Raw genomic sequence first — 25,702 nt, forward strand, 5'->3', positions numbered from 1 at the left:
CACTGACTAGAATCGGGGAGTGACTACTCAGCCGCAGAACGCCGCCCCGGCTCAGCCGGGACATGCCACCGACCGCCTTCCCTCCGCATGGGAACCGGGCGCGGTGGAGAGCGAGATCTACAACGGCTGGGTCGATGCCGGTTACTTCACCGCCGACAACACCTCCACCAAGCCCGCTTTCTCGGTGGTGCTGCCCCCGCCGAACGTGACCGGCAGCCTGCACCTGGGCCACGCGCTGGACCAGACGATCACCGACGCGCTGTGCCGCCGTAAGCGGATGCAGGGGTACGAGGTGCTGTGGCTGCCCGGCACCGACCACGCCGGTATCGCCACCCAGAGTCTGGTCGAGAAGCAACTCGCCGCCGAGGGCACCGATCGCCGCACCATCGGCCGCGAGGAGTTCCTCAAGCGGGCCTGGGCGTTCAAGGACGCCAGCCACGGCAACATCACCGGCCAGATGCGCCGGATCGGCGTCGGAATCGACTGGTCGCGCGAGCGTTTCACCATGGACGAGGGGCTCTCCCGCGCCGTGCAGACCATCTTCAAGCAGCTCTTCGACGCCGGCTTGATCTACCGCGCCGAGCGGCTGGTGAACTGGTCGCCGGTGCTGCAGACCGGCATCTCCGATCTCGAGGTCGACCACAAGGAGGTCGACGGTGAGCTGGTCTCCTTCCGGTACGGCTCCCTCGACGATTCCGAGCCGCACATCGTCTGTGCCACCACCCGCCTGGAGACGATGCTCGGCGACACCGCGATCGCCGTCCACCCCGAGGACGAGCGCTACCGCGCCCTGGTCGGCAGCAGCCTCGAGCACCCCTTCCTCGATCGCCGGATCCCGGTGGTCGCCGACGACTACGTCGATCCCGAATTCGGCTCGGGCGCAGTGAAGATCACGCCTGCGCACGATCCGAACGACTTCGCGCTCGGTCAGCGGCACGCGCTGCCGATGCCGACCATCATGGACGAGACCGCGCACATCACCGGCACCGGTACGCAGTTCGACGGCATGGACCGATTCGCCGCGCGTAAGGCCATCCGCGACGCACTGGCAGAGCAGGGGCGCATCGTCAAGGAGGTGCGACCGTACCGGCACAGCGTCGGTCACAGCGAGCGTTCCGGAGAGCCGATCGAGCCGCGGCTGTCGATGCAGTGGTGGGTGAAGGTCGATTCGATCGCGAAATCGGCCGGTGACGCGGTCCGGGACGGCGACACCACCATCGTCCCCGAGCATCTCGCACCCAGGTTCTTCGACTGGGTCGACGACCTCAACGACTGGAACATCTCCCGCCAGCTCTGGTGGGGCCACCGCATCCCCGTCTGGTACGGCCCGGCCGACGCAGACGGCAACCGCGACGTGATCTGCTGCGGCCCGGACGACACCCCGCCGCCAGGTTACGAGCAGGATCCGGACGTTCTGGACACCTGGTTCAGCTCGGGTCTGTTCCCGTTCTCCACCATGGGCTGGCCCGATCGCAGCGCCGACCTGGACACGTTCTATCCGACGTCCACGCTGGTCACCGGTTACGACATCATCTTCTTCTGGGTCGCCCGGATGATGATGTTCGGCACCTTCATCGGCGCGCAGCAGGATTCCCCCGGACCGGTCCCGTTCCGTGAGGTGCTCCTGCACGGCCTGGTGCGCGATGAGTTCGGCCGGAAGATGAGCAAGTCCAAGGGCAACGGTATCGACCCCCTGGATTGGGTGGACGAGTACGGCGCCGACGCGCTGCGCTTCACCCTCGCCCGCGGCACCATCCCCGGCTCCGATCTGAACGTGGGCGCCGACGCCGCCGCGAGCAGCAAGAAGTTCGCCACCAAGCTGTTCAACGCCACCAAGCTGGCGCTGATGAACGACGCACACGTCGGTGACCTGCCCGCCCGCTCCGGCCTCACCGATGCCGACCGCTGGATCCTCGACAGGCTCGCCGCCGTGCAGGCCGAGGCCGACGCCGCGTTCGATGCCAATGAGCTGGGCAAGGCCTGCGAGGCGCTGTACCACTTCGCCTGGGACGAGCTGTGCGACTGGTACCTCGAGGTCGCCAAACTGCAACTGCAGGACGACGGCGACCCGGCCGCCGCGCAACGCGCCGCGAACACCCGCCTGGTGCTGGGGAAGGCCCTGGACACGGTGCTGCGGATGCTGCACCCGACGATGCCCTTCGTCACCGAGGTGCTGTGGAAGGCGCTGACCGGTGAGACCACGCTGGTCACCGCCGACTGGCCCACCCGGGACTGGGCGCCGTCCGAGATCCCCGTCGACGGCGTCGAATCCGCTCGTCGGTTCTCCGACCTGCAGCGCCTGGTCACCGAGATCCGGCGGTTCCGCAGCGATCAACTGCTCAAACCGGGCCAGCGGGTCGCCGCCCGCCTGATCGGCCTGGACCGGGCGGGCCTGACGTCACTCGCCGGCGCCGCTGCGAACCTGTGCCGCCTCACTCCGCCCGAGGAGGGCTTCGCCGCCACCGCTTCGCTGGAGGTGCGGCTCACCGGCGGGAACGTCACCGTCGAACTGGACACCTCCGGCACCGTCGACCTGGGGGCCGAGCGGGCGCGACTGGAGAAGGACCTCAAATCCGCGCAGAAGGAGCTCGACGGTACCTCCGCCAAGCTCGGGAACGAGGCCTTCCTGGCGAAGGCGCCGGACAACGTGGTCGACAAGATCCGGGCCCGGCAGGCCGTCGCGCGCGACGAGGTCGAGCGTCTCACCGCGCGGATCGCGCAGCTGGGTGGGGGAGCGTGAGCGTTCCCGTCTTCGCCGCCGACCCCGATGACCTGGCCGAACTGGCCCAGGTCGAGGCCGAACTGGACGAGCGGTGGCCCGAGACCAGGATCGAGCCTTCGCTGACCCGCATCTCGGCGCTGATGGAACTGCTCGGCTCCCCGCAGGACGCCTATCCGTCGATCCAGGTCGCGGGCACCAACGGGAAGTCGTCGACGGCGCGGATGATCGACTCGCTGCTGCTCGCGTTCTCCCGACGCACGGGACGGATCACCAGCCCGCACCTGCAACTGGCCACCGAGCGGATCGCGATCGACGGTGCGCCGATCCCGGCCAAGCGGTACGTGGAGGTCTACCGCGAACTCGAGCCGTACATCGAACTGGTCGACAGGCAGTCCGAGGCCGCCGACGGACCCCGGATGAGCAAGTTCGAGGTGCTCACCGCCATGGCCTACGCCGCTTTCGCCGAGGCTCCGGTGGACGTGGCCGTGGTCGAGGTGGGCCTGGGCGGCACCTGGGACGCGACCAACGTGATCACCGCGGAGGTCGCCGTGATCACCCCGATCGGCCTGGACCACGTGGAGATCCTGGGACCGGACATCCCGACCATCGCCGAGGAGAAGGCCGGCATCGTCAAACGCGGCCCCGAGCGGTTGATCCCGAAGGACACCGTGATGGTGGTGGGCAAGCAGGAGCCGGCGGCGATGGAGGTGCTGCTGCGCAGGGCGGTGGAGGCCGACGCCGCGGTGGCCCGCGAGGGTTCCGAGTTCGCGGTGATCGAACGCCGCGTCGCCGTCGGCGGGCAGCAGCTCACATTGCAGGGCCTGGGCGGCGTCTACGACGAGATCTTCCTGCCGCTGCACGGTGAGCACCAGGCCAACAACGCGGCCGTCGCGCTCGCCGCGGTCGAGGCCTTCTTCGGCGCCGGCTCGCAGCAGCAGCTCGACGTCGACACCGTCCGCGAGGGATTCGCCAAGGCGGCCTCGCCCGGCCGGCTCGAACGCGTCCGCAGTGCGCCGACGGTGCTCATCGACGCCGCGCACAACCCGCACGGCGCACAGGCGCTGGCTCGGACCATCGAGACCGAGTTCGGCTTCCACAAGCTGATCGGAGTGGTCTCGGTGCTCGCCGACAAGGACGCCGTCGGACTGCTGACCGCCCTCGAACCGGTCCTCGACACCGTTGTGGTCACCCACAACGGCTCACCCCGCGCGCTGGAGGTCGAACGGCTCGCCGCGATCGCCGAGGAGATCTTCGGTGAGGACCGGGTGGCCACCTCGCCGACCATGGTCGACGCGGTGGAGACCGCCGTGGCCCTGGCCGACCAGGAGGCCGACGACGGCTTCGACACCGCCGGACCCGCTTCCGGCGTCGGTGTGCTGATCACCGGATCGGTGGTCACCGCGGGCGCGGCGCGCTCGCTGTTCGGAAAGGAACCCCAGTGACGGCGCCCCAGCGGTTCACTCCGCCCACGAAGGACCCGTGGAAGAGCTTCCGCGGCATCCTCTCCGGCACCCTGATCCTCGAGATGATCGTGATCCTGCTGGCGCTGCCGGTGGTCTTCCGCCTCTCGCCCGGCCTGACCTGGCTCAAGGTGAGCTACGTCCTGCTGCTGGCGGCCGCCTGCTTCGCCGGGTGCATGGTGGTCAAGAAGAGCTGGGCCATCCCCGCATTCTGCGTGCTCCAGGTGGCCGTGATCGCCGGGTGGATCGTGCACCCCGGAATCGGTGGTGTCGGCATCGTTTTCGGCATCGTCTGGGCCTACATCGTGTTCATCGAGCGCGACGTGCGTAAGCGGATGGCGGAGGGACGCCTGCCCGGGCAGGAGCCGATCGAGGGCAGCGGCTAGTCTGTTGCCGTGACTGAGCGGACTCTGATTCTGATCAAGCCCGACGGCGTGCGGCGCGGCCTTTCCGGAGAGATCCTGGCGCGCATCGAGCGCAAGGGCCTCACCCTTGCGGCCCTCGAGCTCAAGCACGTCTCGAACGAGGTGGCGCAGAGCCACTACGACGAGCACCGGGAGAAGCCCTTCTTCGGCTCCCTGGTCGAGTTCATCACCTCCGGGCCCGTGGTGGCCGCGGTGGTGGAGGGACCCCGCGCGATCGCCGCGTTCCGGCAGCTGGCCGGAGGTACCGACCCGGTGGAGAAGGCCGTCCCCGGCACCGTCCGCGGCGACTTCGGTCTCCAGACCCAGGAGAACCTGGTGCACGGTTCGGACTCGCCCGAGTCCGCCGAGCGGGAGATCGCCCTGTGGTTCCCCGGACTGTCCTGAGCTGCACCGAGATCTGATCCTTGGGCCCGCACCGCGCGAGACGCGCGGTGCGGGCCCAGTTCGATTCCCGTCCCTTCCAATCCTTCGAGTCCCTTCCAGACTCTCCAGGGCTTTGCAGACCCTTTTCCGACCCGGCGCCCCGGTGTGGGACAATGGCACCGACGCACGTCGGCGCGCGCAAACCGCGTGCTGCCGACCGGCCCGGCTCGCTCGGTAGAACTTCGAGTGGGCGTGCGCCACGCACGAGAAACGTGCAGACCTTGACAAACGTGGGGCGGCAGGAGACTGAAGCCCGCACCACACGACACGCCCTCGCGTGGCCGCGACCGTATCTGTGATCGCGCCCGGGGGTCGGTAGGAGATTGAGTGGCCGACAACACGTCGCCGGAAGAACAGAACAACGAAGCTCGGGAGGAGTTCCCGCAGAAGCTGCGCGTTCACGCGCTGGCTCGTCTGCTGGGGCTGACCAGCAAAGAGGTGCTGGCGCATCTCGGTGAACTCGGCTTCGTGGCACGCAGTGCGCATTCGAGCATCGATCGCAGCGCCGCCGAGCGGGTTCGCGACCGCCTCGCCGAACTCTCTGCGGGCACCGCACAGCAGACCGAGGCCGCTGAGGCGGCGCCGGCTCAGGCCGAAGCGGCTCAGAGCGAAGGGGCTGCGGAACCTGCGGCGCAAGCCGACCCGACGCCGTCGCTGTTCTCCGCGTCGGCTCCGCCCGCGCCGGTGTCGGAGCCGGCCGCCGCCGTCGATCCGGTGATGCCGCTGTTCCTGCAACCCGAGCAGGTCGAGCAGCCGCCCAAGCGCCGGCGCACCCGCCGGGCTCAGGCCGAGACGGAGAACGAGACCGAGCCGGATACCGCCACTGAATCCGGTGCCGATGCGACGGCGGCTTCCGCTACCGCCGGTGACGGTGCTGCTTCTGGAGCTGATGAGTCCGGTGACGCCGAGCAGGCCGAGCCGCAGGCTCAGCCCAAGGACGACACCACCGACGACGAATCCACCGGTAACCGTCGCCGGCGGCGTGGTCGCCGGGGCCGCGGTCGCGGCCGGGGTGAGAACGCCGACGATCAGGACGGTCAGGACTCGGGCGAGAAGCCGGACAAGGCCGCCGAGCGCGCCGGTGACGGCGGCGGGTCCGCCGAGGGCAACGGTGCCGATGGCTCCGCCGGTTCCGCCACTGCATCGCCGGACCGGGGTTCGGATCAGGCCGAGGATCAGAGTGAGGATGACGTCGAGGACGTGACCGACGGCGGCTCCCGCCGGCGCCGGCGCCGTCGCCGCCGTCGTGCCGGATCCGGCGACGACGCCGCCGAGGCGGGCTCGTCGGACGATCCGCCGAACACCGTGGTGCACGAGCGTGAGCCGCGGCAGAAGTCGCGTCGCGACGAGGTCCGCGGCATCAGCGGTTCCACCCGGCTCGAGGCCAAGCGCCAGCGTCGACGTGACGGGCGCGACACCGTCCGCCGCCGCCCGCCGATCCTCACCGAATCGGAGTTCCTCGCCCGCCGTGAGGCCCTCGACCGGGTGATGGTGGTCCGCGAGCGGACCGGTGTGACCCCGTCGCAGGGCCACGACGGCCAGACCATCGCGCACCCGTCGGATTACACCCAGGTCGCCGTCCTCGAGGACGGCGTTCTGGTGGAGCACTTCGTGACCTCGTCGAGTTCGGCGTCGATGGTCGGCAACATCTACCTGGGCCGGGTGCAGAACGTGCTGCCCTCGATGGAGGCCGCCTTCGTCGACATCGGCCGTGGCCGCAACGGTGTTCTCTACGCCGGTGAGGTGAACTGGGACGCCGCCGGACTCGACGGCAGTGCCCGCAAGATCGAGCAGGCGCTCAAGCCCGGCGATCAGGTGCTGGTGCAGGTCTCCAAGGACCCGGTCGGGCACAAGGGAGCCCGGCTCACCACGCAGATCTCGCTGGCCGGACGGTTCCTGGTGTACGTGCCCGGTGGCGGCTCGGCCGGCATCTCGCGCAAGCTGCCCGACACCGAGCGCAAGCGTCTGAAGGAGATCCTCAAGGAGATCGTGCCCGCAGAGGCCGGCGTGATCATCCGCACCGCTTCCGAAGGTGTGAGCGCCGAGGAACTCGCGGGTGACGTCGCGCGGCTGCAGGCGCAGTGGGCGCAGATCGAGGCCGCGTCCTCGCAGAAGGGCGTCAAGGCGCTCTACGAGGAGCCCGACCTGCTGGTCAAGGTGGTCCGTGACCTGTTCAACGAGGACTTCAGCAAGCTGGTGATCGAGGGCAGCAAGGCCTGGGACATCACCTCGAAGTACGTCGAGACGGTGGCCCCCGATCTGATGTCGCGGGTGGAGCGGTTCGAGAGGGCTCATGCCGATGCTCCGGACGTGTTCGCCACGTACCGGATCGACGAGCAGCTGGCGAAGGCGATGGACCGCAAGGTGTGGCTGCCTTCGGGCGGCACCCTGGTGATCGACCGCACCGAAGCGATGACGGTGGTCGACGTCAACACCGGCAAGTTCACCGGTGCCGGCGGCAACCTCGAGGAGACGGTCACTCGCAACAACCTCGAAGCGGCCGAGGAGATCGTGCGGCAGATGCGCCTGCGCGACATCGGCGGCATGATCGTGGTCGACTTCATCGACATGGTTCTCGAGTCCAACCGTGACCTGGTGCTGCGCCGGCTCACCGAGGCGCTCGGCCGGGACCGCACCCGCCACCAGGTCTCCGAGGTCACCTCGCTCGGCCTGGTCCAGATGACCCGCAAGCGGATCGGCACTGGCCTGGTGGAGGCGTTCTCCACCCCGTGCCAGGCGTGCGGCGGACGCGGCCTGATCGTCCACGAGGCGCCGGTGGAGTCCGGTGGCGGCGGCGAGGAGGGCGGTCGCTCGGGCGACAAGCCGGAGGGCGGTCGCAAGAAGCGCAAGCGTTCCAAGTCCGACGGTGGCCAGTCGGCGGCGCCTGCGCAGCCGGCCCCTAAGGAGGACAAGCCCGCGCACAAGGGCGAGCACCCGATGTTCAAGGCCATGGCCGCGCACCACGACGACGAGGGCGAGGCCGCCGAGCAGACGGCGCAGGCCGAGCCTGCCGCCGAACAGACGACGCCAGCCGAGCATGCCGCCGAGCAGACGGCGCAGGCCGAGCCGGCGGAGCAGCCTGGTCAGGCCGAGCCCGCGGCTGAACCCGAGGCGAAGCCTGCCGGGGCGGCGAAGGCGGCGAACCAGGAGAAGGCTCCGTCGACCCGCCGGCGGCGGGTCGCCCGCAAGGCGCCCACCACCACGTCGGCGTCGGCGCAGACGATCGTCGTCGATATGACGGTTCCGGTCGCCGAGCCCGCGCCCCCCTCGGTGAGTGCTGCGGGAGGGGAGTCCGCCGCGGAACCTGCGCGCAAGCGGGCCCGGCGCCGTGCGGCGGCGCGCCCCGCGGGCCCGGCCGCCGGTGGTGGAGACAGTGACGGTGCCGACAAGGCGGACCAGCCGGTTTGACCGTGTTGGTGGCCTTCCCGTAACCTGGGAAGGTCGCTTTTCCGGCGGCGCGCTCGTGCGTGCGCGGCACCGGACTACCCGCGTTGAAGACGAGCCGCGCACCTGGCGCGCGCTGAACTACGAGAAGTGTAAGAAGAGGTAAGCCCGAAGATGGCCACGTATGCGATCGTCAAGACCGGCGGCAAGCAGTACAAGGTCGCCGTCGGCGACCTGGTGAAGGTCGAGAAGATCGACGGAGAGCCCGGCAGCAGCGTCAAGCTGCCCGTGGCGCTCGTCGTCGACGGTGCGAACCTCACCACGGATGCCGCCGCACTGGAGAAGCTCGCCGTCACCGGCGAGGTCGTCGAGCACGTCAAGGGCCCGAAGATCCGCATCCACAAGTTCAAGAACAAGACCGGCTACCACAAGCGTCAGGGCCACCGGCAGAACCTGACGGTCCTCAAGGTGACCGCGATCGCCTGATCGGCGAACCAGACCACTCAACACCCGAGTAACAGGAGTAGCCAGATGGCACACAAGAAGGGCGCGTCCAGCTCGCGCAACGGTCGTGATTCCAACGCCCAGCGACTGGGCGTCAAGCGGTTCGGTGGCCAGAAGGTCAGCGCCGGTGAGATCCTGGTCCGCCAGCGCGGCACCCACTTCCACCCGGGCGTGGGCGTCGGCCGCGGCGGCGACGACACGCTGTTCGCTCTCGCGGCGGGCGCCGTGGAGTTCGGCACCAAGCGTGGCCGCAAGACGGTCAACATCGTGCCGGTCGCTGCGGAGGCCTAGTCCGCGGCAGCAGCACGACATCTTCGCGAAGGCGGGCGTGGTCTCCTCAACTGTGAGACCCGCCCGCTTTCGTCTTTCCGCCCTCCGGCGGGCACAACGGTAGAAAGAGGTTCCCCATGTCCAGGTTCGTCGACCGGGTGACGGTGCACGTCACGGCCGGTAACGGTGGCCACGGCTGCGCCTCGATCCACCGGGAGAAGTTCAAGCCGCTCGGTGGCCCGGACGGCGGTAACGGCGGCCGCGGCGGATCGGTGATCCTCGAGGTCGATCCGCAGGTGCACACCCTGCTCGACTTCCATTTCCGCCCGCACCTGCGAGCCACCAACGGCAAGCCCGGCGAGGGCGGCAACCGCGAGGGCAAGTCCGGGCAGGACCTGATCCTCAAGGTTCCGGACGGCACCGTCGTGCTGGACACCGACGGCCGGATGCTCGCCGATCTGGTCGGCGCCGGAACCCGGTTCGACGCCGCCCAGGGCGGACGCGGTGGCCGCGGCAACGCGGCACTGGTCTCCAAGGCCCGCAAGGCACCCGGATTCGCCCTGCTCGGCGAGGAGGGGCAGACCCGCGATCTGGTGCTGGAGCTGAAATCGGTGGCCGATGTGGGGCTGGTCGGCTTCCCGTCCGCGGGTAAGTCCTCCCTGGTCTCGGTGCTGTCCGCGGCCAAGCCGAAGATCGCCGACTACCCGTTCACCACGCTCGCCCCGAACCTCGGCGTGGTCTCGGCGGGGGAGACCACCTTCACCGTCGCCGACGTGCCCGGACTGATTCCCGGGGCCTCGTCGGGTCGCGGCCTGGGGCTGGACTTCCTGCGTCACCTCGAACGCTGCGCGGTGCTCGCCCATGTGGTGGACTGCGCAACCCTCGAGCCCGGTCGTGATCCGGTCAGCGACGTCGACGCTCTCGAAGCCGAGCTGGCCGCCTACCAGCCGGCGCTCGCCGCCGACACCGGCCTCGGTGACCTGGCCGAACGTCCCCGCATCGTGGTCCTCAACAAGTCCGACGTGCCGGACGCCGAGGAACTGGCCGAGATGGTGCGCACCGAGTTCGAGGCCCGGGGCTGGCCGGTGTTCGTGATCTCCGCGGTCGCCCATACCGGTCTGCGGGAACTGACGTTCGCCCTGGCGGACCTGGTGCAGAAGTACCGCGCCGAGCGCGGCACCCCGGTCGCGCGGCGCCCCGTCATCCGTCCGCTGCCGATCGACGAATCCGGTTTCGAGGTCATCTCCGATCCTGATCAGCCGGGGGGATTCATCGTCCGTGGCCCCCGGCCCGAGCGGTGGATCAAGCAGACCCAGTTCGACAACGACGAGGCCGTCGGCTATCTCGCGGACCGGCTCAATCGGCTCGGTGTCGAAGCGGAGCTGGTCAAGTTGGGCGCCAAGCCCGGCTGCCCGGTCACCATCGGCACCGTCTGCTTCGATTGGGAGCCCACGCTCGGCACCATCGAGGACGTCCCGGTCACCGGCCGCGGCACCGATATCCGGCTCGAACGCAACGAACGCGTCGGTGCCGCCGAGCGCCGCCACCAGCACGACGTGCGACGGGGCCTGGCCGACGACGACGAGGACGACCAGTGACCGAGGCGCCCGGGGCGATCGCGGGCGATCTCCTGGACGGGGACATCCGCGCACTCGTCGCGGGCGCCCGCAAACTGGTGGTCAAGATCGGCAGCTCCGCGCTGACCGATCTCGAACACGGTCTCGCCTCCGATCGGCTGGATGCGCTGACCGATGCGATCGTCGCCCGACTGGACCGCGGTACCGAGGTCATCGTGGTCTCGTCCGGCGCGATCGGTGCCGGAATGGCGCCGCTCGGGCTCAAGCGCCGGCCCACGGACCTGGCCACCAAGCAGGCCGTCGCATCGGTGGGGCAACTGCAGCTCGCCAATGCCTGGGGCGCATCGTTCGCCCGGTACCGGCGCACCGTCTCACTGGTCCTGCTGACCGCGCACGACATCGGCCTGCGGGTACACGCCGCGAACGCCCAGCGCACCCTGGACCGGCTCCGCACCCTCGGCGCGGTGCCGATCATCAACGAGAACGACGTGGTGGCCTCCAACGAGGTCCGCTTCGGCGACAACGACCGACTCGCCGCCCTGGTCGCGCACCTGACCGGCGCCGATGCCCTGGTGCTGCTCTCCGACGTCGACGGTCTCTACGACGGCGACCCCCGCAAGGGCGGGGCGTCGCTGATCAACGCCGTCGACGGACCGGAGGACCTCGACGGTGTGGTCGCGGGCTCCGGCGGAGCGCTCGGCACCGGGGGGATGGCCTCCAAGCTCTCCGCGGCCCGGCTCGCCGCCGACGCCGGAGTGCCGGTACTGCTCACCGCTGCCGCGCGCGCCGACCTGGCGCTCGACGCCGCGGACGTGGGCACCGTGTTCCGGCCCCGGGCGGTGCGGCTGTCCGCGCGGCGGTTCTGGGTGCGTCACGCGGCGGATGTGCACGGTGATCTCACCCTCGACGACGGTGCCGTCGCCGCCGTGGTCGACCGGCGTCGCTCGCTGCTCCCCGCGGGTGTCACCGCCGCGGTCGGATCCTTCTCCGGTGGTGACGTGGTGAACCTGCGCGATCTGCGCGGAACCGTCCGAGCCCGGGGCGTGGTGGCCTACGACCACTCCGAACTGGAAGCCATGCTGGGCCGGGACACCACAGTGCTGCCGCCGGACATGCGCCGCCCGGTGGTGCACGCCGACGATCTGGTGCCGGTGCACTGAGACTGTTCACCAAACGGACATTTCACTGAGGTCTCCGGGGCGGCCTCCGCGTCGTCCGGACACGGCTGGCTGGGGGAATGAGCAGACGTGGATTCGACAGGCGTACACCCGGCGCGGGCCGGTCACCGGCGCAGGGCGTCGAGCGCCACCGCCACGTCCACGTCGACGGTGACGGTGGCCAGGTCGTCGCCGCGGGTGCGACCCCGGTTGACGATCACGATCGGGGTACCGCGCTTGTGAGCCTGCCGCACGAAGCGCAGCCCGGACATCACGGTGAGCGAGGTACCCAGCACGAGGAGCGCGTCGGCACCGTCGACCACCTCGAAGGCGCGGGCGACACGCGGCTTGGGCACGGATTCGCCGAAGTAGACGATGTCGGGTTTGAGGATGCCGCCACAGGTGTCGCAGTCGACCATGGTGAAGTCGGTGGTGTCCTCGACCACGACGTCGGCGTCCGGCGCCACTTCGAGGGCGCCGCGCCCGGCGATCCGCGCCACGAAACCGGCGTTGATCGGCGCGAGCCGTTCGTGCAGACGGTGCCGGCTGATCCGGCGTTCGCAGCCCAGGCACCGAACCTGCGCGTAGTTCCCGTGCAGGTCGATCACGCCGACCGAGCCCGCCTTCAGGTGCAGCAGATCCACGTTCTGCGTGATCACCGCGGCCACCTCCGGAAAGGCCGCGAGGGTGCGGTGGGCGGCGTTCGGGACCGCGGAGTCCATGTGCCGCCAGCCGAGGTGGTTGCGGGCCCAGTACCGGCGCCGGAACTCGGCGCTGCCGAGGAACTGCTGCAGCGTCATCGGAGTCCGGCGCGGCGCTCCTGGGCTGCGGTAATCCGGAATACCGGATGCGGTGGAGATCCCGGCGCCGGTCAGCGCCACCACTCGGCGGCCGCGCAGCACTCGCCGGGCCTGCGCCAGACGGTCTCCGAAATCCGGATCGGGGGAGGTGGGTAGCGCGGGTTCCCACGCGGGTACAGCGGTCTGCACCAGTTCAGGCTAGCGCTGATCGACGCATATCGGTGTCCGATATTTCCGCTCCCCGACCTCGATTACCATGTCCCGATGTGCTGACGCCGGGATGCCGGCAGGGAAGGTGACCATGACCGAATCGAGTTCGGCGGTGCGGAAGCGGGCGCGCGCGTCGTCGCGGGCGGAGACCCGCCGCGCCGTCTGGAACACGTTGCGAGGTTCCAGTGGAAACCTCGTCGAGTGGTACGACGTGTACATCTACACGGTGTTCGCCGCCTATTTCGAAAGTCACTTCTTCGACAAGGCCGATAAGAACTCGACCCTGTACGTCTACGCGATCTTCGCGGTGACCTTCGTGATGCGACCGGTGGGATCGTGGTACTTCGGCCGGTTCGCCGACCGTCGCGGCAGGCGCGCGGCGCTGACGGTGAGCGTGTCGTTGATGGCGGCCTGTTCGTTCATCATCGCCGTGGTGCCCGGACGGGAGACCATCGGCGCCGCCGCAGCGGTGATCCTGGTGCTGTGCCGGCTGGTGCAGGGCTTCGCGACCGGCGGCGAGTACGGCACCTCCGCCACCTACATGTCGGAGGCCGCGACCCGGGAACGCCGCGGCTTCTTCTCCTCGTTCCAATACGTGACCCTGGTCGGCGGACATGTGCTGGCGCAGTTCATGCTGTTGCTGCTGCTCAGCTTCCTGTCCAAGGCGCAGGTCTCCGACTTCGGTTGGCGGATCGCCTTCTTCGTCGGCGGTATCGCGGCCATCGTCGTCTTCTGGCTGCGCCGCACGATGGACGAGTCGCTCTCCGAGGAGCAGCTCAAGGCCGTGCGTGATGGTGAGGACACCTCGTCGGGCACGATGCGTGAGCTGCTGAGCGGGTACTGGCGTCAACTGGTGCTGTGCTTCTTGATCACCATGGGCGGCACTCTCGCGTTCTACGTGTACAGCGTGAACGCGCCCGCGATCGTGAAGTCCACGTACGCCGAGCACGCGGTCACCGCCACCTGGGTCAACCTGATCGGCCTGATCTTCCTGATGGTCATCCAGCCGGTCGGCGGCATGATCAGCGACAAGGTGGGTCGCAAGCCGATGCTGGTGTTCTTCGGTGTCGGCGGAGTGCTCTACACGTACTTCCTTATCACCTACCTGCCGACGATCGATTACGCGCTCGGCTCGCTGGCCATGGTGTGCGTGGGCTACATCATCATCTCGGGGTACACCTCGATCAACGCGCTGGTGAAGGCGGAGCTGTTCCCGTCGCACATCCGCGCGCTCGGTGTGGGGATCGGCTACGCCCTGGCCAATTCGGTGTTCGGCGGTACCGCACCGCTGATCTACGAGGCGGCCAAGAAGTCCGGAAACGTGGGCTGGTTCATCGTCTACGTCACCGTGACCATCGCGATCTCGCTGGCGGTGTACGTGTTCGTGCTGCGCAATAAGTCCGAGACCTTCCTGGACCGGGAGCGCGGCAGCGCCTTCATCCCGGACGGTGCCGGAACGGCGCGCTGAGCGCACCGCCCGCCCGGCATGGCCGGGCGGGCGGAGGCATCGTCGGGTGAACGCGCGTCGTCAGGGAACGGGCACCAGCGGGTACACGCCGTTCTCGTCGTGCACCTCGGTGCCGACGACGGGCGGGTTGAAAACGCACAGCATCCGCATGCGGGTGCGCGTGGTGACGGTGTGCCGCTCGTGCCCGTCCAGCAGGTACATCGTGCCCGGCGCGAGCGGATACTCGACCCCGGTCTCCCGGTCGAGCAGGGTGCCTTCGCCCTCGACCAGCCAGACCGCCTCGACGTGGTTGGCGTAGTGGAACTCGTTCACCGTGCCCGGCTCGATCGTGGTCTCGTGGAACGAGAAGCCGACCCGGTCGCCGCCGAGGACGATCCGCTTGCTGCGCCAATTGCCCGCAGCCACGTCCCGCTCGGTACCGGTGATCTCGTCAGTGGTACGGACGATCATGCGAGCACCTTCCGGGTAGCGGTGGCCAGGATGTCCAGGCCGAGGTCGAGGTCGGAGTCGCTGATGGTCAGCGGCGGCAGCAGCTTGACCACCTCGTCCGACGGGCCCGAGGTCTCGGCCAGCAGTCCCTGCTGGTAGGCGGCGGCGCAGGCCTCACCGGCCTTCTCCGCGTCGGCGAAGACCAGCCCCTGGACCATGCCGCGGCCGCGGTGCGTCACCTGCTCGGGGAACTCGGCGCACAGCTGCTCGAAGCGCTCCTCGATGCGTGCACCCTTGCGGAGGGTCTCCTTCTCCAGGACGTCGTCCGACCAGAACTCGTCGATCGCGTGCTTGGCGGTCACGAACGCGGGATTGTTGCCGCGGAAGGTGCCGTTGTGCTCGCCCGGGCCCCACACGTCCAGCTCCGGCTTCATCAGAGTCAGCGCCATCGGCAGGCCGTAGCCGCCGATCGACTTCGACAGGGTGACGATGTCCGGGGTGATGCCGGCGATCTCGAACGAGAAGAACGGGCCGGTGCGGCCGCAGCCCATCTGCACGTCGTCGACGATGAGCAGCATGTCGTGCCGCTCGCACAGATCGGCCAGTGCGCGCAGCCACTCGGGGCGGGCCACGTTCACGCCGCCCTCACCCTGCACGGTCTCGACGATCACACCGGCCGGCTTGTTCAGGCCACTGCCGGAGTCGTCGAGCACGGCCTCGAACCACTGGAAGTCCGGCGCGACCCCGTCGAAGTAGTTGTCGAAGGGCATCGGCGTGGCGTGCACCAGCGGGATGCCGGCGCCGCCGCGCTTCATCGAATTACCGGTGACCGACAGCGCACCCAGAGTCATGCCGTGGAAGGCGTTGGTGAAGTTGATGATCGACTCGCGGCCCTTGACCTTGCGGGCCAGCTTCAGCGCAGCCTCCACGGTGTTGGTACCGGTGGGGCCGGGGAACTGAACCTTGTAGTCGAGTCCGCGGGGCCGCAGGATCTTGTCCTCGAAGGTCTGCAGGAACTCGCCCTTGGCCACGGTGGACATGTCCAGCGAGTGGGTGATGTGACCCTCGGAGATGTACTGGACCAGGGCGTCCTTGAGCTTGGGGTGGTTGTGCCCGTAGTTCAGGGCACCGGCACCGGCGAAGAAGTCGAGGTAACGCTTGCCGTCGGCGTCGATCAGCCACGACCCTTCGGCGCGGTCGAACAGCGCCGGCCATCCGCGCGAGTAACTGCGCACCTGCGATTCGCGGGTGGTGAAGATCGAGGGCTGCTCGAAATCGGTGGTGCTGGTCTGATCGCTGGTGTTCTCGTTCGTCACGGTCGACATGGTGATCCTCCTAATCGGCCGGCAGCTTCCCGCGTCAGGCGGGGTCGATGGTGTAAAGCTGCTCGGGCTCGTGGGGCTCGGAATCAGTGGGGGAGATGTTCTGCGACGAGAAGAGGTCGCTCACCACGAGGGTGGAGCCGCGCTTCTTCGCCACGGAGCCGAACAGCTCCTGGGACGCCGTGTTGGATGCGGTGATAGTCGTCTCGAGGCGTGAGACGCCGTCCGGCGCGAGCCGGTCCAACAGGTCGATGAGCATGCGTGAGGCGATACCGTGCCCGCGGTGAGCGGCGTCCACCGCGACCTGCCACACGAACAGGGTGTCCGGGCGGTCGGGCCGGCGGTAGCCGGTGACGAATCCGCCGATCCGGCCGTCGCGCTCGGCGACGATCGAGGTGGCGGCGAAATCACGGCACAGCAGCGTGTACGCGTACGTCGAGTTGACGTCCAGAACCTGGGTGTCTCGCGCGATCTCCCACAGTCTGACGCCGTCCTCGATGGACGGTCGGCGGGTGGTGACCACCGCATCGGCGGTGGTAATGGGATCGCTCTTAGGAGACGGGCTCATCGGATACGACGCTAACAACGGCGAATGCGGAAGTCACCCGAGCTCGGGAAAGGGAGCTTCGAAGCGCTGAGTATCCCCAGCGAGCCGGGCCGATGTGAGATGGCTCACAAAGCGTGTGGGGGTTGCGCTGCACGGGTGGCGAGGAAGGCCTCGACCTGCTGCACCGACGGTGCCGCGGAGGCACCCGGTGCGGTTGCGGTCAGAGCGCCCGCGGCGTTCGCCCGGAGCAGGCGCTCCGACGGTGGAAGATGCCAGTTCGCGGCCAGTGCTCCGGTGAAGGCGTCGCCCGCTCCGGTGGTGTCGACCACCTGCACCGGTAGACCCGGGCTGGTGCACTCACCCTCCGGGCCGGTGGCGCGGGCACCGTCGGGGCCGAGCGTGGTGACCACTCGCGGTACCCGGCCGAGGATGTCGGCGAGGGCCCGAGCCTCGGCGCGGTTGACGATCACGGCGTCCACCAGATCCACCAGTTCGTCCGGTAGCGGTGCCACCGGTGACGGGTTGAGCAGTACGACGGTGCCCGCCTCCCGCGCGGCCCGGGCCGCTTCGAGTACGACCGGTTGCGGAATCTCCAGTTGGAGCAACAGCACGTCGGCGTCGGCGATCGCGCGGCGCGCGCCGTCGTCCACGGTGACCGCGTCGTTCGCTCCGGGCACCACCACGATGTGATTCTCGCCGGATGCGTCCACCGTGACGTTCGCGAAGCCGGTGCTACCACGGGTGCGGGCCACCAGGGACAGGTCCACCGATGCCGCGGCGAGCGGGGCCAGCACGGTCTCGGCGGCGGCATCGTCACCGACCGCGCCGACGAACACCGTCCGCGCACCGGCCCGCGCCGCGGCCCGGGCCGCATTGGCGCCCTTACCGCCCTGGCCGAACGAGACCGATCGGCCGGCCACCGTCTCACCCGGGGCCGGGAATCGCTCGCAGACGGTGACCGCGTCCAGGTTCACGCTGCCCACCACGACCACCGATGTCATGCCCGCACCCTACGGTCGCCGGCCGCCGTAGGGTGACGGCATGACCTCGATCCGGCCCTTCCTCATGTTCCAGGGCGGCGTCGCCGCCCAGGCGATCGATCTGTACACCGGTGCCTTCGGCGGGTCGGTGCTGTCATCGGTGCCGCACCAGGCGCCCGCACAGGGCATCCAGCTCGCCGAGCTGAACCTCAAGGGCCAGCACGTACTGGTCAGTGACAGCGCGGTCGATCACGCCTTCGACTTCACTCCGTCGACCTCACTGTTCGTCGAGTGCGACGACCGGGCCGAGCTGGAACGACTGGCGGCTGAACTCGGCGCCGACGGTCCGACCTACATGCGGCTCGGTGACTACGGCTTCTCCACCGCGTTCGCCTGGGTGGGCGACCGGTTCGGCGTGTCCTGGCAGCTGAACCTGCCGTGACGCGCCGCCGGCCGCGGAGGGGGAGTCCGGTGGCTACGCCGGCGTGAGCTCCTTGGTGTAGAGCACGGCGCCCTTCGCATCGCGCAGGTTCACCGTCAGCGCCCGGGTGCCGGCGTCGATGGTCACCTGTCCGAAGTGCTGGAAACCCTCGGCGGGCGAGACGTTCGGCTTGTCGGGGGCGCGCACGAACTCGTACTGGGCGCCGAAGGTCCCGTCGAGCGGGCTCTGCGGGAAGGCCCCGGCGTTGAGCGGGCCGGAGACGAACTCCCAGAACGGTGAGAAGTCCTGGAAACCAGCCCGATCGGGGTGGTACGAGATCGCGGCGGTGTAGTGCACATCAGCGGTCAGGTACACAATGTTCGGCACCCCCTTGGTCTGGGACAGGATGCGGGAGAACGCGATCTCCCGCCCCAGCGGGGCACCGGCGTCACCCTGCGCGATCGCCTCCATCGACTTCGGCCCGTTGGGCGGGTTCGTCGAGGAATCGGGCACCACGATGCTCAACGGCAGGTCGTTGGCCACCACCTTCCACACCGCGGTCGACGACTTCAGTCCGTCGATCAGCCACTGGGTCTGCTTCTCACCCAGGATGCCGCCGTCGTTGGCGGTGGCCCAGGCGTTCGGATTCGGATCCTTGTACGAGCGCATGTCCAGCACGAACACGTCCAGCAACGGACCGTAGGAGATCTTGCGGTACAGCCGGCCGTCGGCGGCCTCGGTGGGCTGCACCGGCTGCCACTCGCGCCACGCCCGATAACCGAAATCGGCCAGCTTGTTCACATCGGTCTCGGTGTAGCCCTTGCGATTCTGTCCGGCCAGGGACTCGCCCGGGAACCAGTTGTTGACGATCTCGTGATCGTCCCACTGGATCAACTGCGGGACGTTCGCGGCGAACCGCCGGTAGTGCTGGTCGGTGAGGTTGTAGGCGTAGTTGCCGCGGAACTGCTCCAGCGTCTGCGCCACCTGATCCTTCGCCGGTGCGGTCACGTTGCGGTACATCGCGCCGTCGTTCTGCTTCTGCGTCTCCGGCACCGGATTGTCGGCGTAGATGGCGTCTCCGGAGTGCAGGAAGAAGTCCGGGCGCAGATCGGCGATGGTGCCCATGATCGCCATGCCGCCGTCCTTGTTGATGCCCCAGCCCTGGCCCACGACATCACCCGACCAGGTGAAGTTGATGTTCCCCGCCGCTGACGGAGCGGTACGGAAGGTGCCGGACAGCGCCTCCGACTTCGCGCCGTTCTCACCCTCGAGACTCACCCGGTAGTGCACCGTCTGGCCCGGTTCGAGACCGGTCACCCGTAACCGTCCGGCACCGTCGGACGACGGGTCGAGACGCGGGCCCTCGAACCGGCGCGGGTCGGTGAAGGACTCCGACGAGGCGGTCTCGACGATCATCTTCGCCGGCGCATCGGACCGGGCCCAGATCAGGGCGCCGTCGGTGCGCGGATCGCCGGATGCGATGCCGTGGGTCAGGGTGGGGCGATTGCGCACCACACCGGGCGAGGACGATGCCGCGGCACCGTCGGACGAGGAACCGCAGGCCGCCAGCAGGGAGCCGGCCGGGATGAGGAGTGCGCCGGCGGAGCCGGCCTGCAGGATCGAGCGGCGAGAAATTCGAGAATCACTGAGGGGCATTTGCCTGACAATGCCCCCATCGGATTCCGGAACGGAGAACACAGGGTTACCAGCGAGGACGAGAACGGGTGTCCACATGGTGAACCAGTTGCGCTGGACCAGTACTTCGATTCTGTTAACGTCGAACGCGCGGTAATCACACGTCCGGTGGGCCCGCTCGGTCTAGAACAAGGCAGTCCGGCCCGCACGGTGACCAACGCCAGGGGCTGATCTGCATGCCTGATAACTCAACATCCTCCGCACGTTCTCCGCTCTCAGCCGCCGGTCTCCAGGAGACCGAGGCGGGACGGAAGAAGACACTGCACAAGGCCATCGCGGCCTCCGCGATGGGCAACTTCACAGAGTGGTTCGATTACGGCGTCTACGCCGCGACCACCGTCTACCTGACCCACGCGTTCTTCCCCGGATCCCTCGGGACGCTCGGAACGCTGCTCGGTTTCGCGGTGTCCTTCTTGCTGCGCCCGCTGGGCGGCTTCGTCTGGGGACCGTTGGGAGATCGCCTCGGGCGCAAGGTGGTTCTGGCCACCACGATCCTGCTGATGGCCACTGCCACCGCCCTGATCGGGGTGCTCCCCACCCACGCGCAGGTCGGTGTCCTGGCGCCGATCCTGCTGATCGCGCTGCGTGTCGTCCAGGGCTTCTCCACCGGAGGCGAGTACGGCGGCGCCGCCACGTTCATGGCCGAGTATTCGCCGGACAAGCAGCGCGGCCACTACGGCAGCTACCTGGAGTTCGGCACCATGTGCGGCTTCGCCGGCGGAACCGCGTTCGTGCTGATGCTGCAGCAGTTGCTCAGCAGTGACCAGATGTACGACTGGGGCTGGCGGATCCCGTTCTTCGTGGCGATTCCACTGGGCCTTGTGGGTTGGTACCTGAGAAATCAGCTCGATGACACTCCGGTATTCGAGGAGATGGAGGAGAACAGCGAGGATCAGGGGTCGGCGTGGGAGCGATTCACGCAATTGCTGCGTGATTACAAGCGCCCGATCATGATCATGTTCGGTCTGGTGATCGCGCTCAACGTCACCAATTACACCCTGCTCGCCTACATGCCGACCTACCTGAACGGGACCATCGGGCTCACCGAATCGGACGCGTCGACGCTGATGCTCATCGGTCAGTTGATCATGGCGGCCTGCATTCCGCTGTTCGGTTCGCTGTCCGACCGAACCGGCCGGAAACCGATGTGGTGGGTCTCGCTGACCGGCCTGTTGGTGCTGGCGTGGCCGATGTTCTGGCTGATGGGGCAGGGGTTCGGCTGGGCGATACTCGGCTTCGTGGTGCTCGGCCTGCTCTACATTCCGCAGCTGTCGACCATCTCGGCGACCTTCCCCGCCATGTTCCCCACCCAGGTCCGCTACGCGGGCTTCGCCATCTCGTACAACGTGGCGACCGCGGCCTTCGGTGGCACCGCTCCGCTGGTCAACGATGCGGCGGTGGAATCGACCGGTCAATCGATGTTCCCGGCCTGGTACATGATGGGAGCCTGCGCGATCGGCCTGCTCGCACTGCCCTTCCTCAAGGAGACCAAGGGCTGCTCGATCCGCGGCACCGAGGTACCCGGACCGGACACCGAGGCCACGAAGCTCGCCAAGATCGAGGAAGCGCAACTGACGAAGGCGTGACCGCGTCCGCATGACACAGTGGTGTCATGACCAGGATCATCGCGGGGGCGGCTCGCGGGCGCAGGCTCGCGGTGCCGCCCCGCGGCACGCGCCCTACCTCGGACCGGGTGCGCGAGGCCGTGTTCAGTGCGCTGGTGGCGCGCCTCGACTTCGACGGCCTGGAGGTGCTCGACCTCTACGCCGGTTCCGGTGCACTCGCCCTCGAAGCCCTCTCCCGCGGAGCCTCCCGAGCTGTGCTCGTCGACAGTGACGCCCGTGCCGCCGCCGTGGTCAAGGACAACGCCCGCGCCGCCGGCCTGACCGGTGCGACGGTGCGGCGCGGCACCGTCGGCGCCTACCTCGGGGGAACACCCGAGCGGTTCGACCTGGTCTTCCTGGACCCGCCCTACGATCTGCCCACCGACACCGTCGACGGTGACCTTGCGGCGCTGTGTGCAGGATGGCTGGCGCCCGACGCCTACGTGGTGCTCGAACGGTCAGCGCGGACGCCGGTGGCGACGTGGCCGGACGGCCTGGAGATCGAACTCGCCCGCGATTACGGGGAGACCCGGGTCGAGGTGGCCGTCTGGCAGGATCACAACGCATGAGCAAGGCGTGCTGTCCGGGATCGTTCGACCCGATGACCAACGGCCACCTGGACGTCTTCCGGCGCGCCGCCCGCATCTTCGACGAATTGGTGATCACCGTGGTGGTCAACCCCAACAAGCAGGGGGTGTTCTCCATCGACGAGAGGATCGCCCTGATCGAGGAGAACGTGGCCGACCTGCCCGGTGTCACGGTCGATCAGTGGACCGGGCTGCTGGTGGATTACGCCCGTGAGCGCGGCGCGCAGTGCATCGTCAAGGGGCTTCGCAGTTCCTCGGACTTCGACTACGAATTGCCGATGGCCGGGATGAACATGCACCTGACCGGGGTGGAGACCGCGTTCCTCACCACGGCTCCGCAGTTCTCCTACGTCTCCAGTTCGCTGGTGAAGGAGGTCTACAAGCTCGGCGGTGATGTCTCCCAGCTGATTCCCGCGAACGTGCAGGCCGCGCTCGACGCCAAGTTCGGACGGTGACAGAAGCCGGCGTTCAGCGCGGTGACACCGGGACTGTCCGATGTCGGTCAGTGGAAGCCCGGTTCGTGAATCGACTCGGCCGGCACCGACACGCGACCGGTCGGGTCCATCGAAACAGGCGCACCACCGTTCACAATGGGGTAGCGGCCGCGACGAGGTGGTCGTGGGCGAAGGGGTAGAGCCGTGTACCGAGTTTTCGAAGCGCTGGACGAACTGGGCGCGATCCTCGAGGAGGCGCGCAGCGTTCCCATGACCGCGGGTTGCCTGGTGCCCCGCGGCGACGTACTCGAACTCCTCGACGACATCCGCGACGCCTTCCCGGCCGATCTCGACGATGCGCAGGACGTGCTCGATCAGAAGGATCGCCTGATCAGCGAGGCCCGCGGCCACTACGACACCACCGTCTCCCAGGCCAATTCCGAGGCCGACGCCACGCTGAGCCGTTCCCGCGCCGAGGCGGACCGACTGCTCGCCGACGCCAAGGCCCAGGCCGACCGGATGGTCGCCGAGGCGCACCAGCACGCGACCGGGCTCGTCGCCGAGGCCCGGGCCGAGGACGAGCGGGTGCGCCGCGGTGCACAGCGGGAGTACGAGGCCGTGACCGGCCGTGCGCGTGCGGAGGCCGAACGTCTGGTGGCCGACGGCAACGCCGCCTACCAGCGTTCGGTGTCCGAGGGCATCACCGAGCAGGAGCGACTGGTCTCCGAGACCGAGGTCGTGGCTGCCGCGAAGGGCGAATCGGACCGGATCATCGACGCCGCCCACGCCGAGTCGGACCGGCTGCGCGGTGAGTGCGATGTGTACGTCGACACCAAGCTCTCACAGTTCGAGGAGGTGCTCGGGGCGACCATGCGGTCGGTGAATCGCGGGCGGCAGCAGCTGCGCACCGCCGCCGGTGTGCACGACTACAGCGATCACGGCGCCTCGGACGAGTACTTCGAGGAGTTCGCCGAGTCGCGGGCGGATGCACGGTAGCTTCGGCTGACGTACAATGGGGTGTTTGGCTGGACCAGCCGAACACATCCGAGACATACCGAGGTCAATTGTGAACGAAACCAGTGCGGCCGTACGCCAGCCGGCCGGTAAGCCGTACGTCCTCGACGTCCGCGCATTCGGGCGCCGGCCGGGCACCTCTGCGCAGGTCCACCGCACCGTCGCCGCCCCGCAGCGGATCGGCGTCGACCTGGTGGGCATCGAATCCGGTGAGGAGATCGATCTCGACCTCCAGGTCCAGGCGGTGTCCGAGGGTGTCCTGGTGACCGGCACCGTCAGCGCGGATACGACGGGGCAGTGCGCACGCTGTCTGGGCGACGTCTCCGGGGCACTGAATCTGTTCCTCACCGAGTTGTACGCGTACCCGGACAGCGAGACCGATCGCACCACCGACGACGACGAGATGTACCGCATCGAGGACGACATGATCGACCTCGAGCAGGCGATCATCGACGCCGTCGGGATGGAACTGCCGCTGGACCCCACCTGCACCGACGACTGCCCCGGCCTGTGCCAGGGCTGCGGTGAGAAGCTCGCCGAGCTCGAGCCGGGGCACGCGCACGAACAGATTGATCCGCGGTGGGCGAAGCTGGCGGAGTTCGCGAGCACCGACGGTGAGGCCGACGGCAAGTGAGCAAGCGCCTGCCCGTGCCTCCCGCGTCGGACCGCACCCCGCTGCTGGAGGCTCTCGGCGTCGACCTCGACGACGAGCTGCTGACGCTGGCGCTCACGCACCGTTCCTACGCCTACGAGGCCGGCGGCCTGCCGACCAACGAGCGGCTGGAGTTCCTGGGCGACAGCGTACTGAGCATCTCGGTCACCGAGTGGCTCTACACCACCCATCCGGACAAGTCCGAGGGCGAACTCGCGAAGATCCGCGCCAGCGTGGTGAACATGCACGCATTGGCTCGCGTGGCGCGTGGACTGGGGGAGGGCGGCCTGGGGGCGCACCTGTACCTGGGCCGCGGTGAGGAACTGACCGGTGGACGCGATAAGGACTCGATCCTCGCCGACGGCACCGAGGCACTGCTCGGCGCCGTGCACATCCAGCACGGCATCGACACCGCCCGCGAGGTGGTGTTGCGGCTGTTCGTGCCGCTGCTGACCACCTCGTCGTCCATGGGCGCCGGCCTGGATTGGAAGACCTCCCTGCAGGAGGTGGCCGCAGAGCGTGATCTGGGCGCTCCGAGCTACCGGATCACCTCGACGGGGCCGGACCACGACAAGGAGTTCACCGCCGTCGCGGTGGTCGCCGACGACGAGCTCGGTGAAGGTGTGGGCCGTACCAAGAAGGAGGCCGAGCAGAACGCTGCGGCCGCCGCGTGGAAGGCGCTGGATTCCGGCGGGGCAGCGGGCACCGTCGAATCCGGGACCGAGCCCGAGTCGGCCTGATGCCCGAGCTCCCCGAGGTCGAGGTGGTTCGCCGCGGCCTCAGCGATCACCTGGTGGGAAGGCGGATCGACGCGGTGCAGGTGCTGCACCCGAGGGCCGCCCGCCGGCACCTCGCCGGCGACGCCGATCTGATCGGCCAGATCGCCGGGGCGACTGTGCAGTCCGCGCAGCGGCGCGGCAAGTTCCTCTGGCTGCCGCTGACCCGCGGTGGACCCGCCGACGTCGCGATCGTGGTGCACCTGGGGATGAGCGGGCAGATGCTCGTGCACAGCGGCGCAGCCGATGGCAGCGATCGCCACCTGCGCATCCGGGCGGAACTGTCCGACGGTGCGGTGCTCAGATTCGTCGACCAGCGGACCTTCGGCGGCTGGGCGGTGGACCCGCTGGTGCAGATCGATGGTGCACTGGTCCCGGAGTCGGTGGCGCACATCGCCCGCGATCCGCTGGACGAGGCCTTCGACCGTGACCGCGTGGTCCGCCGGATGAAGGCCAAGGACACCGAGGTCAAACGGGTGCTGCTGGATCAGACGGTGATCTCCGGGGTCGGCAACATCTACGCCGACGAGGCACTGTGGCGCTCCGGCGTGCACGGCCGTCGCCGTGCATCCGCGTTGACCAAGCCCGCGCTCGGCCGATTGATCGATGATGCCACCGACGTGATGCGTCAGGCATTGGACCAGGGCGGCACCAGCTTCGACGCGCTGTACGTGAACGTCAACGGGCAGTCCGGGTACTTCTCGCGCAGCCTCGACGCCTACGGGCGCGACGGCCTGCCGTGCCGCAGGTGCGGGGCAGTCATGCGCCGCGAGCAGTTCATGAACCGCGGTTCGCACTTCTGTCCGAAGTGCCAGACGGCGCCGCGTTCGGGGTAGCGCCG

Annotated in this window: 24 protein-coding genes; 18 read left to right on the top strand and 6 right to left on the bottom strand. The window is 68.7% G+C overall.

What is annotated here, in order from left to right:
- The first annotated feature begins 19 nt into the window (after window positions 1-19).
- The 9 genes from ACYVHG_RS15600 (at window position 20) to proB (ending at window position 11,925) form a co-directional block, all read left to right on the top strand.
- Window positions 20-2,740, top strand: coding sequence for a valine--tRNA ligase (locus ACYVHG_RS15600; protein WP_461168388.1), 2,721 nt, complete (start codon window positions 20-22; stop codon window positions 2,738-2,740).
- Window positions 2,737-4,164 (top strand): bifunctional tetrahydrofolate synthase/dihydrofolate synthase, encoded by a 1,428-nt coding sequence (folC, locus tag ACYVHG_RS15605; protein WP_461168389.1) that lies wholly within the window; start codon window positions 2,737-2,739, stop codon window positions 4,162-4,164. Before ACYVHG_RS15600 ends, folC begins: the two co-directional genes overlap by 4 nt.
- Window positions 4,161-4,568, top strand: coding sequence for a DUF4233 domain-containing protein (locus tag ACYVHG_RS15610; RefSeq protein WP_461168390.1), 408 nt, complete (start codon window positions 4,161-4,163; stop codon window positions 4,566-4,568). Before folC ends, ACYVHG_RS15610 begins: the two co-directional genes overlap by 4 nt.
- 9 nt (window positions 4,569-4,577) lie before the next feature.
- Window positions 4,578-4,991 (top strand): nucleoside-diphosphate kinase, encoded by a 414-nt coding sequence (ndk, locus tag ACYVHG_RS15615; RefSeq protein ID WP_461168391.1) that lies wholly within the window; start codon window positions 4,578-4,580, stop codon window positions 4,989-4,991.
- Between the two features lie 366 nt (window positions 4,992-5,357).
- Window positions 5,358-8,438: a translation initiation factor IF-2 N-terminal domain-containing protein gene (locus tag ACYVHG_RS15620; RefSeq protein WP_461168392.1), complete on the top strand. Its 3,081-nt coding sequence runs from the start codon at window positions 5,358-5,360 to the stop codon at window positions 8,436-8,438.
- 150 nt (window positions 8,439-8,588) lie between these two features.
- Window positions 8,589-8,900 carry a 50S ribosomal protein L21 gene (gene rplU / locus ACYVHG_RS15625; RefSeq protein WP_461168393.1) on the top strand — a complete coding sequence of 104 codons (312 nt, stop codon included), beginning with the start codon at window positions 8,589-8,591 and terminating at the stop codon, window positions 8,898-8,900.
- Window positions 8,901-8,945: 45 nt separating this feature from the next.
- Entirely contained in the window at window positions 8,946-9,209 is a 264-nt protein-coding gene (gene rpmA, locus ACYVHG_RS15630; protein ID WP_146433193.1) for a 50S ribosomal protein L27, read from the top strand.
- A 116-nt stretch (window positions 9,210-9,325) separates the two neighbouring features.
- A complete protein-coding gene (gene obgE, locus ACYVHG_RS15635) occupies window positions 9,326-10,786 on the top strand; it encodes a GTPase ObgE (protein ID WP_461168394.1) in 1,461 nt (486 codons plus the stop codon).
- Window positions 10,783-11,925, top strand: a complete 1,143-nt coding sequence (gene proB / locus ACYVHG_RS15640; RefSeq protein ID WP_461168395.1) for a glutamate 5-kinase — start codon at window positions 10,783-10,785, stop codon at window positions 11,923-11,925. The genes obgE and proB overlap by 4 nt, the downstream gene beginning before the upstream one ends.
- A 122-nt stretch (window positions 11,926-12,047) precedes the next feature.
- On the opposite strand, the gene ACYVHG_RS15645 is transcribed toward proB, so the two are convergent.
- Window positions 12,048-12,911 (bottom strand): Sir2 family NAD-dependent protein deacetylase, encoded by an 864-nt coding sequence (locus tag ACYVHG_RS15645; protein WP_461168396.1) that lies wholly within the window; start codon window positions 12,909-12,911, stop codon window positions 12,048-12,050.
- 112 nt (window positions 12,912-13,023) lie between these two features.
- Here ACYVHG_RS15645 and ACYVHG_RS15650 point away from each other — a divergent pair, with 112 nt between their 5' ends.
- On the top strand, window positions 13,024-14,400 hold the full coding sequence (locus ACYVHG_RS15650; RefSeq protein WP_461168397.1) for an MFS transporter: 1,377 nt from the start codon (window positions 13,024-13,026) through the stop codon (window positions 14,398-14,400).
- Between the two features lie 60 nt (window positions 14,401-14,460).
- Here the strand turns inward: ACYVHG_RS15650 and ACYVHG_RS15655 are convergent, their stop codons facing one another.
- The 4 genes from ACYVHG_RS15655 to ACYVHG_RS15670 form a co-directional block, all read right to left on the bottom strand.
- Window positions 14,461-14,850, bottom strand: coding sequence for an ectoine synthase (locus ACYVHG_RS15655; RefSeq protein WP_461168398.1), 390 nt, complete (start codon window positions 14,848-14,850; stop codon window positions 14,461-14,463).
- Window positions 14,847-16,154 (bottom strand): diaminobutyrate--2-oxoglutarate transaminase, encoded by a 1,308-nt coding sequence (ectB, locus tag ACYVHG_RS15660; protein WP_461168399.1) that lies wholly within the window; start codon window positions 16,152-16,154, stop codon window positions 14,847-14,849. The genes ACYVHG_RS15655 and ectB overlap by 4 nt, the downstream gene beginning before the upstream one ends.
- Window positions 16,155-16,188: 34 nt before the next feature.
- Window positions 16,189-16,719: a diaminobutyrate acetyltransferase gene (gene ectA / locus ACYVHG_RS15665; protein ID WP_461168400.1), complete on the bottom strand. Its 531-nt coding sequence runs from the start codon at window positions 16,717-16,719 to the stop codon at window positions 16,189-16,191.
- A 104-nt stretch (window positions 16,720-16,823) separates the two neighbouring features.
- The gene (locus tag ACYVHG_RS15670) at window positions 16,824-17,699 is read right to left on the bottom strand and encodes a PfkB family carbohydrate kinase (protein WP_461168401.1); all 876 of its coding nucleotides are present in this window, start codon (window positions 17,697-17,699) and stop codon (window positions 16,824-16,826) included.
- Window positions 17,700-17,739: 40 nt separating this feature from the next.
- On the opposite strand from ACYVHG_RS15670, the gene ACYVHG_RS15675 reads away from it, so the two are divergent.
- Window positions 17,740-18,120 (top strand): VOC family protein, encoded by a 381-nt coding sequence (locus ACYVHG_RS15675; RefSeq protein WP_461168402.1) that lies wholly within the window; start codon window positions 17,740-17,742, stop codon window positions 18,118-18,120.
- Window positions 18,121-18,153: 33 nt separating this feature from the next.
- On the opposite strand, the gene ACYVHG_RS15680 is transcribed toward ACYVHG_RS15675, so the two are convergent.
- Window positions 18,154-19,755: an alkaline phosphatase D family protein gene (locus tag ACYVHG_RS15680; protein WP_461168403.1), complete on the bottom strand. Its 1,602-nt coding sequence runs from the start codon at window positions 19,753-19,755 to the stop codon at window positions 18,154-18,156.
- 215 nt (window positions 19,756-19,970) lie between these two features.
- Here ACYVHG_RS15680 and ACYVHG_RS15685 point away from each other — a divergent pair, with 215 nt between their 5' ends.
- From ACYVHG_RS15685 to mutM, 7 genes are all read left to right on the top strand, one after another.
- Window positions 19,971-21,380, top strand: coding sequence for an MFS transporter (locus ACYVHG_RS15685; RefSeq protein ID WP_461168404.1), 1,410 nt, complete (start codon window positions 19,971-19,973; stop codon window positions 21,378-21,380).
- Between the two features lie 26 nt (window positions 21,381-21,406).
- Window positions 21,407-21,967, top strand: coding sequence for a 16S rRNA (guanine(966)-N(2))-methyltransferase RsmD (gene rsmD, locus ACYVHG_RS15690; RefSeq protein WP_461168405.1), 561 nt, complete (start codon window positions 21,407-21,409; stop codon window positions 21,965-21,967).
- Window positions 21,964-22,440 (top strand): pantetheine-phosphate adenylyltransferase, encoded by a 477-nt coding sequence (gene coaD / locus ACYVHG_RS15695; RefSeq protein ID WP_461168406.1) that lies wholly within the window; start codon window positions 21,964-21,966, stop codon window positions 22,438-22,440. The genes rsmD and coaD overlap by 4 nt, the downstream gene beginning before the upstream one ends.
- 183 nt (window positions 22,441-22,623) lie before the next feature.
- Complete coding sequence (locus tag ACYVHG_RS15700) at window positions 22,624-23,415, top strand: DivIVA domain-containing protein (RefSeq protein WP_461168407.1); 792 nt, start codon at window positions 22,624-22,626, stop codon at window positions 23,413-23,415.
- 70 nt (window positions 23,416-23,485) lie between these two features.
- Complete coding sequence (locus ACYVHG_RS15705) at window positions 23,486-24,067, top strand: YceD family protein (RefSeq protein WP_461168408.1); 582 nt, start codon at window positions 23,486-23,488, stop codon at window positions 24,065-24,067.
- Window positions 24,064-24,825 (top strand): ribonuclease III, encoded by a 762-nt coding sequence (rnc, locus tag ACYVHG_RS15710; protein WP_461168409.1) that lies wholly within the window; start codon window positions 24,064-24,066, stop codon window positions 24,823-24,825. The genes ACYVHG_RS15705 and rnc overlap by 4 nt, the downstream gene beginning before the upstream one ends.
- Window positions 24,825-25,697 (top strand): bifunctional DNA-formamidopyrimidine glycosylase/DNA-(apurinic or apyrimidinic site) lyase, encoded by an 873-nt coding sequence (mutM, locus tag ACYVHG_RS15715; RefSeq protein WP_461168410.1) that lies wholly within the window; start codon window positions 24,825-24,827, stop codon window positions 25,695-25,697. Before rnc ends, mutM begins: the two co-directional genes overlap by 1 nt.
- Window positions 25,698-25,702: the final 5 nt, after the last annotated feature.

It is taken from the genome of Tsukamurella serpentis, from assembly GCF_054780975.1.

Coding starts and splice junctions, on each gene's coding strand:
- rplU (WP_461168393.1), top strand. CDS start 8,589: ATGGCCACGTATGCGATCGTCAAGACCGGCGGCAAGCAGTACAAGGTC.
- rpmA (WP_146433193.1), top strand. CDS start 8,946: ATGGCACACAAGAAGGGCGCGTCCAGCTCGCGCAACGGTCGTGATTCC.
- obgE (WP_461168394.1), top strand. CDS start 9,326: ATGTCCAGGTTCGTCGACCGGGTGACGGTGCACGTCACGGCCGGTAAC.
- ACYVHG_RS15650 (WP_461168397.1), top strand. CDS start 13,024: ATGACCGAATCGAGTTCGGCGGTGCGGAAGCGGGCGCGCGCGTCGTCG.
- ACYVHG_RS15655 (WP_461168398.1), bottom strand. CDS start 14,850: ATGATCGTCCGTACCACTGACGAGATCACCGGTACCGAGCGGGACGTG.
- ectB (WP_461168399.1), bottom strand. CDS start 16,154: ATGTCGACCGTGACGAACGAGAACACCAGCGATCAGACCAGCACCACC.
- ectA (WP_461168400.1), bottom strand. CDS start 16,719: ATGAGCCCGTCTCCTAAGAGCGATCCCATTACCACCGCCGATGCGGTG.
- ACYVHG_RS15670 (WP_461168401.1), bottom strand. CDS start 17,699: ATGACATCGGTGGTCGTGGTGGGCAGCGTGAACCTGGACGCGGTCACC.
- ACYVHG_RS15675 (WP_461168402.1), top strand. CDS start 17,740: ATGACCTCGATCCGGCCCTTCCTCATGTTCCAGGGCGGCGTCGCCGCC.
- ACYVHG_RS15680 (WP_461168403.1), bottom strand. CDS start 19,755: ATGCCCCTCAGTGATTCTCGAATTTCTCGCCGCTCGATCCTGCAGGCC.
- ACYVHG_RS15685 (WP_461168404.1), top strand. CDS start 19,971: ATGCCTGATAACTCAACATCCTCCGCACGTTCTCCGCTCTCAGCCGCC.
- rsmD (WP_461168405.1), top strand. CDS start 21,407: ATGACCAGGATCATCGCGGGGGCGGCTCGCGGGCGCAGGCTCGCGGTG.
- coaD (WP_461168406.1), top strand. CDS start 21,964: ATGAGCAAGGCGTGCTGTCCGGGATCGTTCGACCCGATGACCAACGGC.
- mutM (WP_461168410.1), top strand. CDS start 24,825: ATGCCCGAGCTCCCCGAGGTCGAGGTGGTTCGCCGCGGCCTCAGCGAT.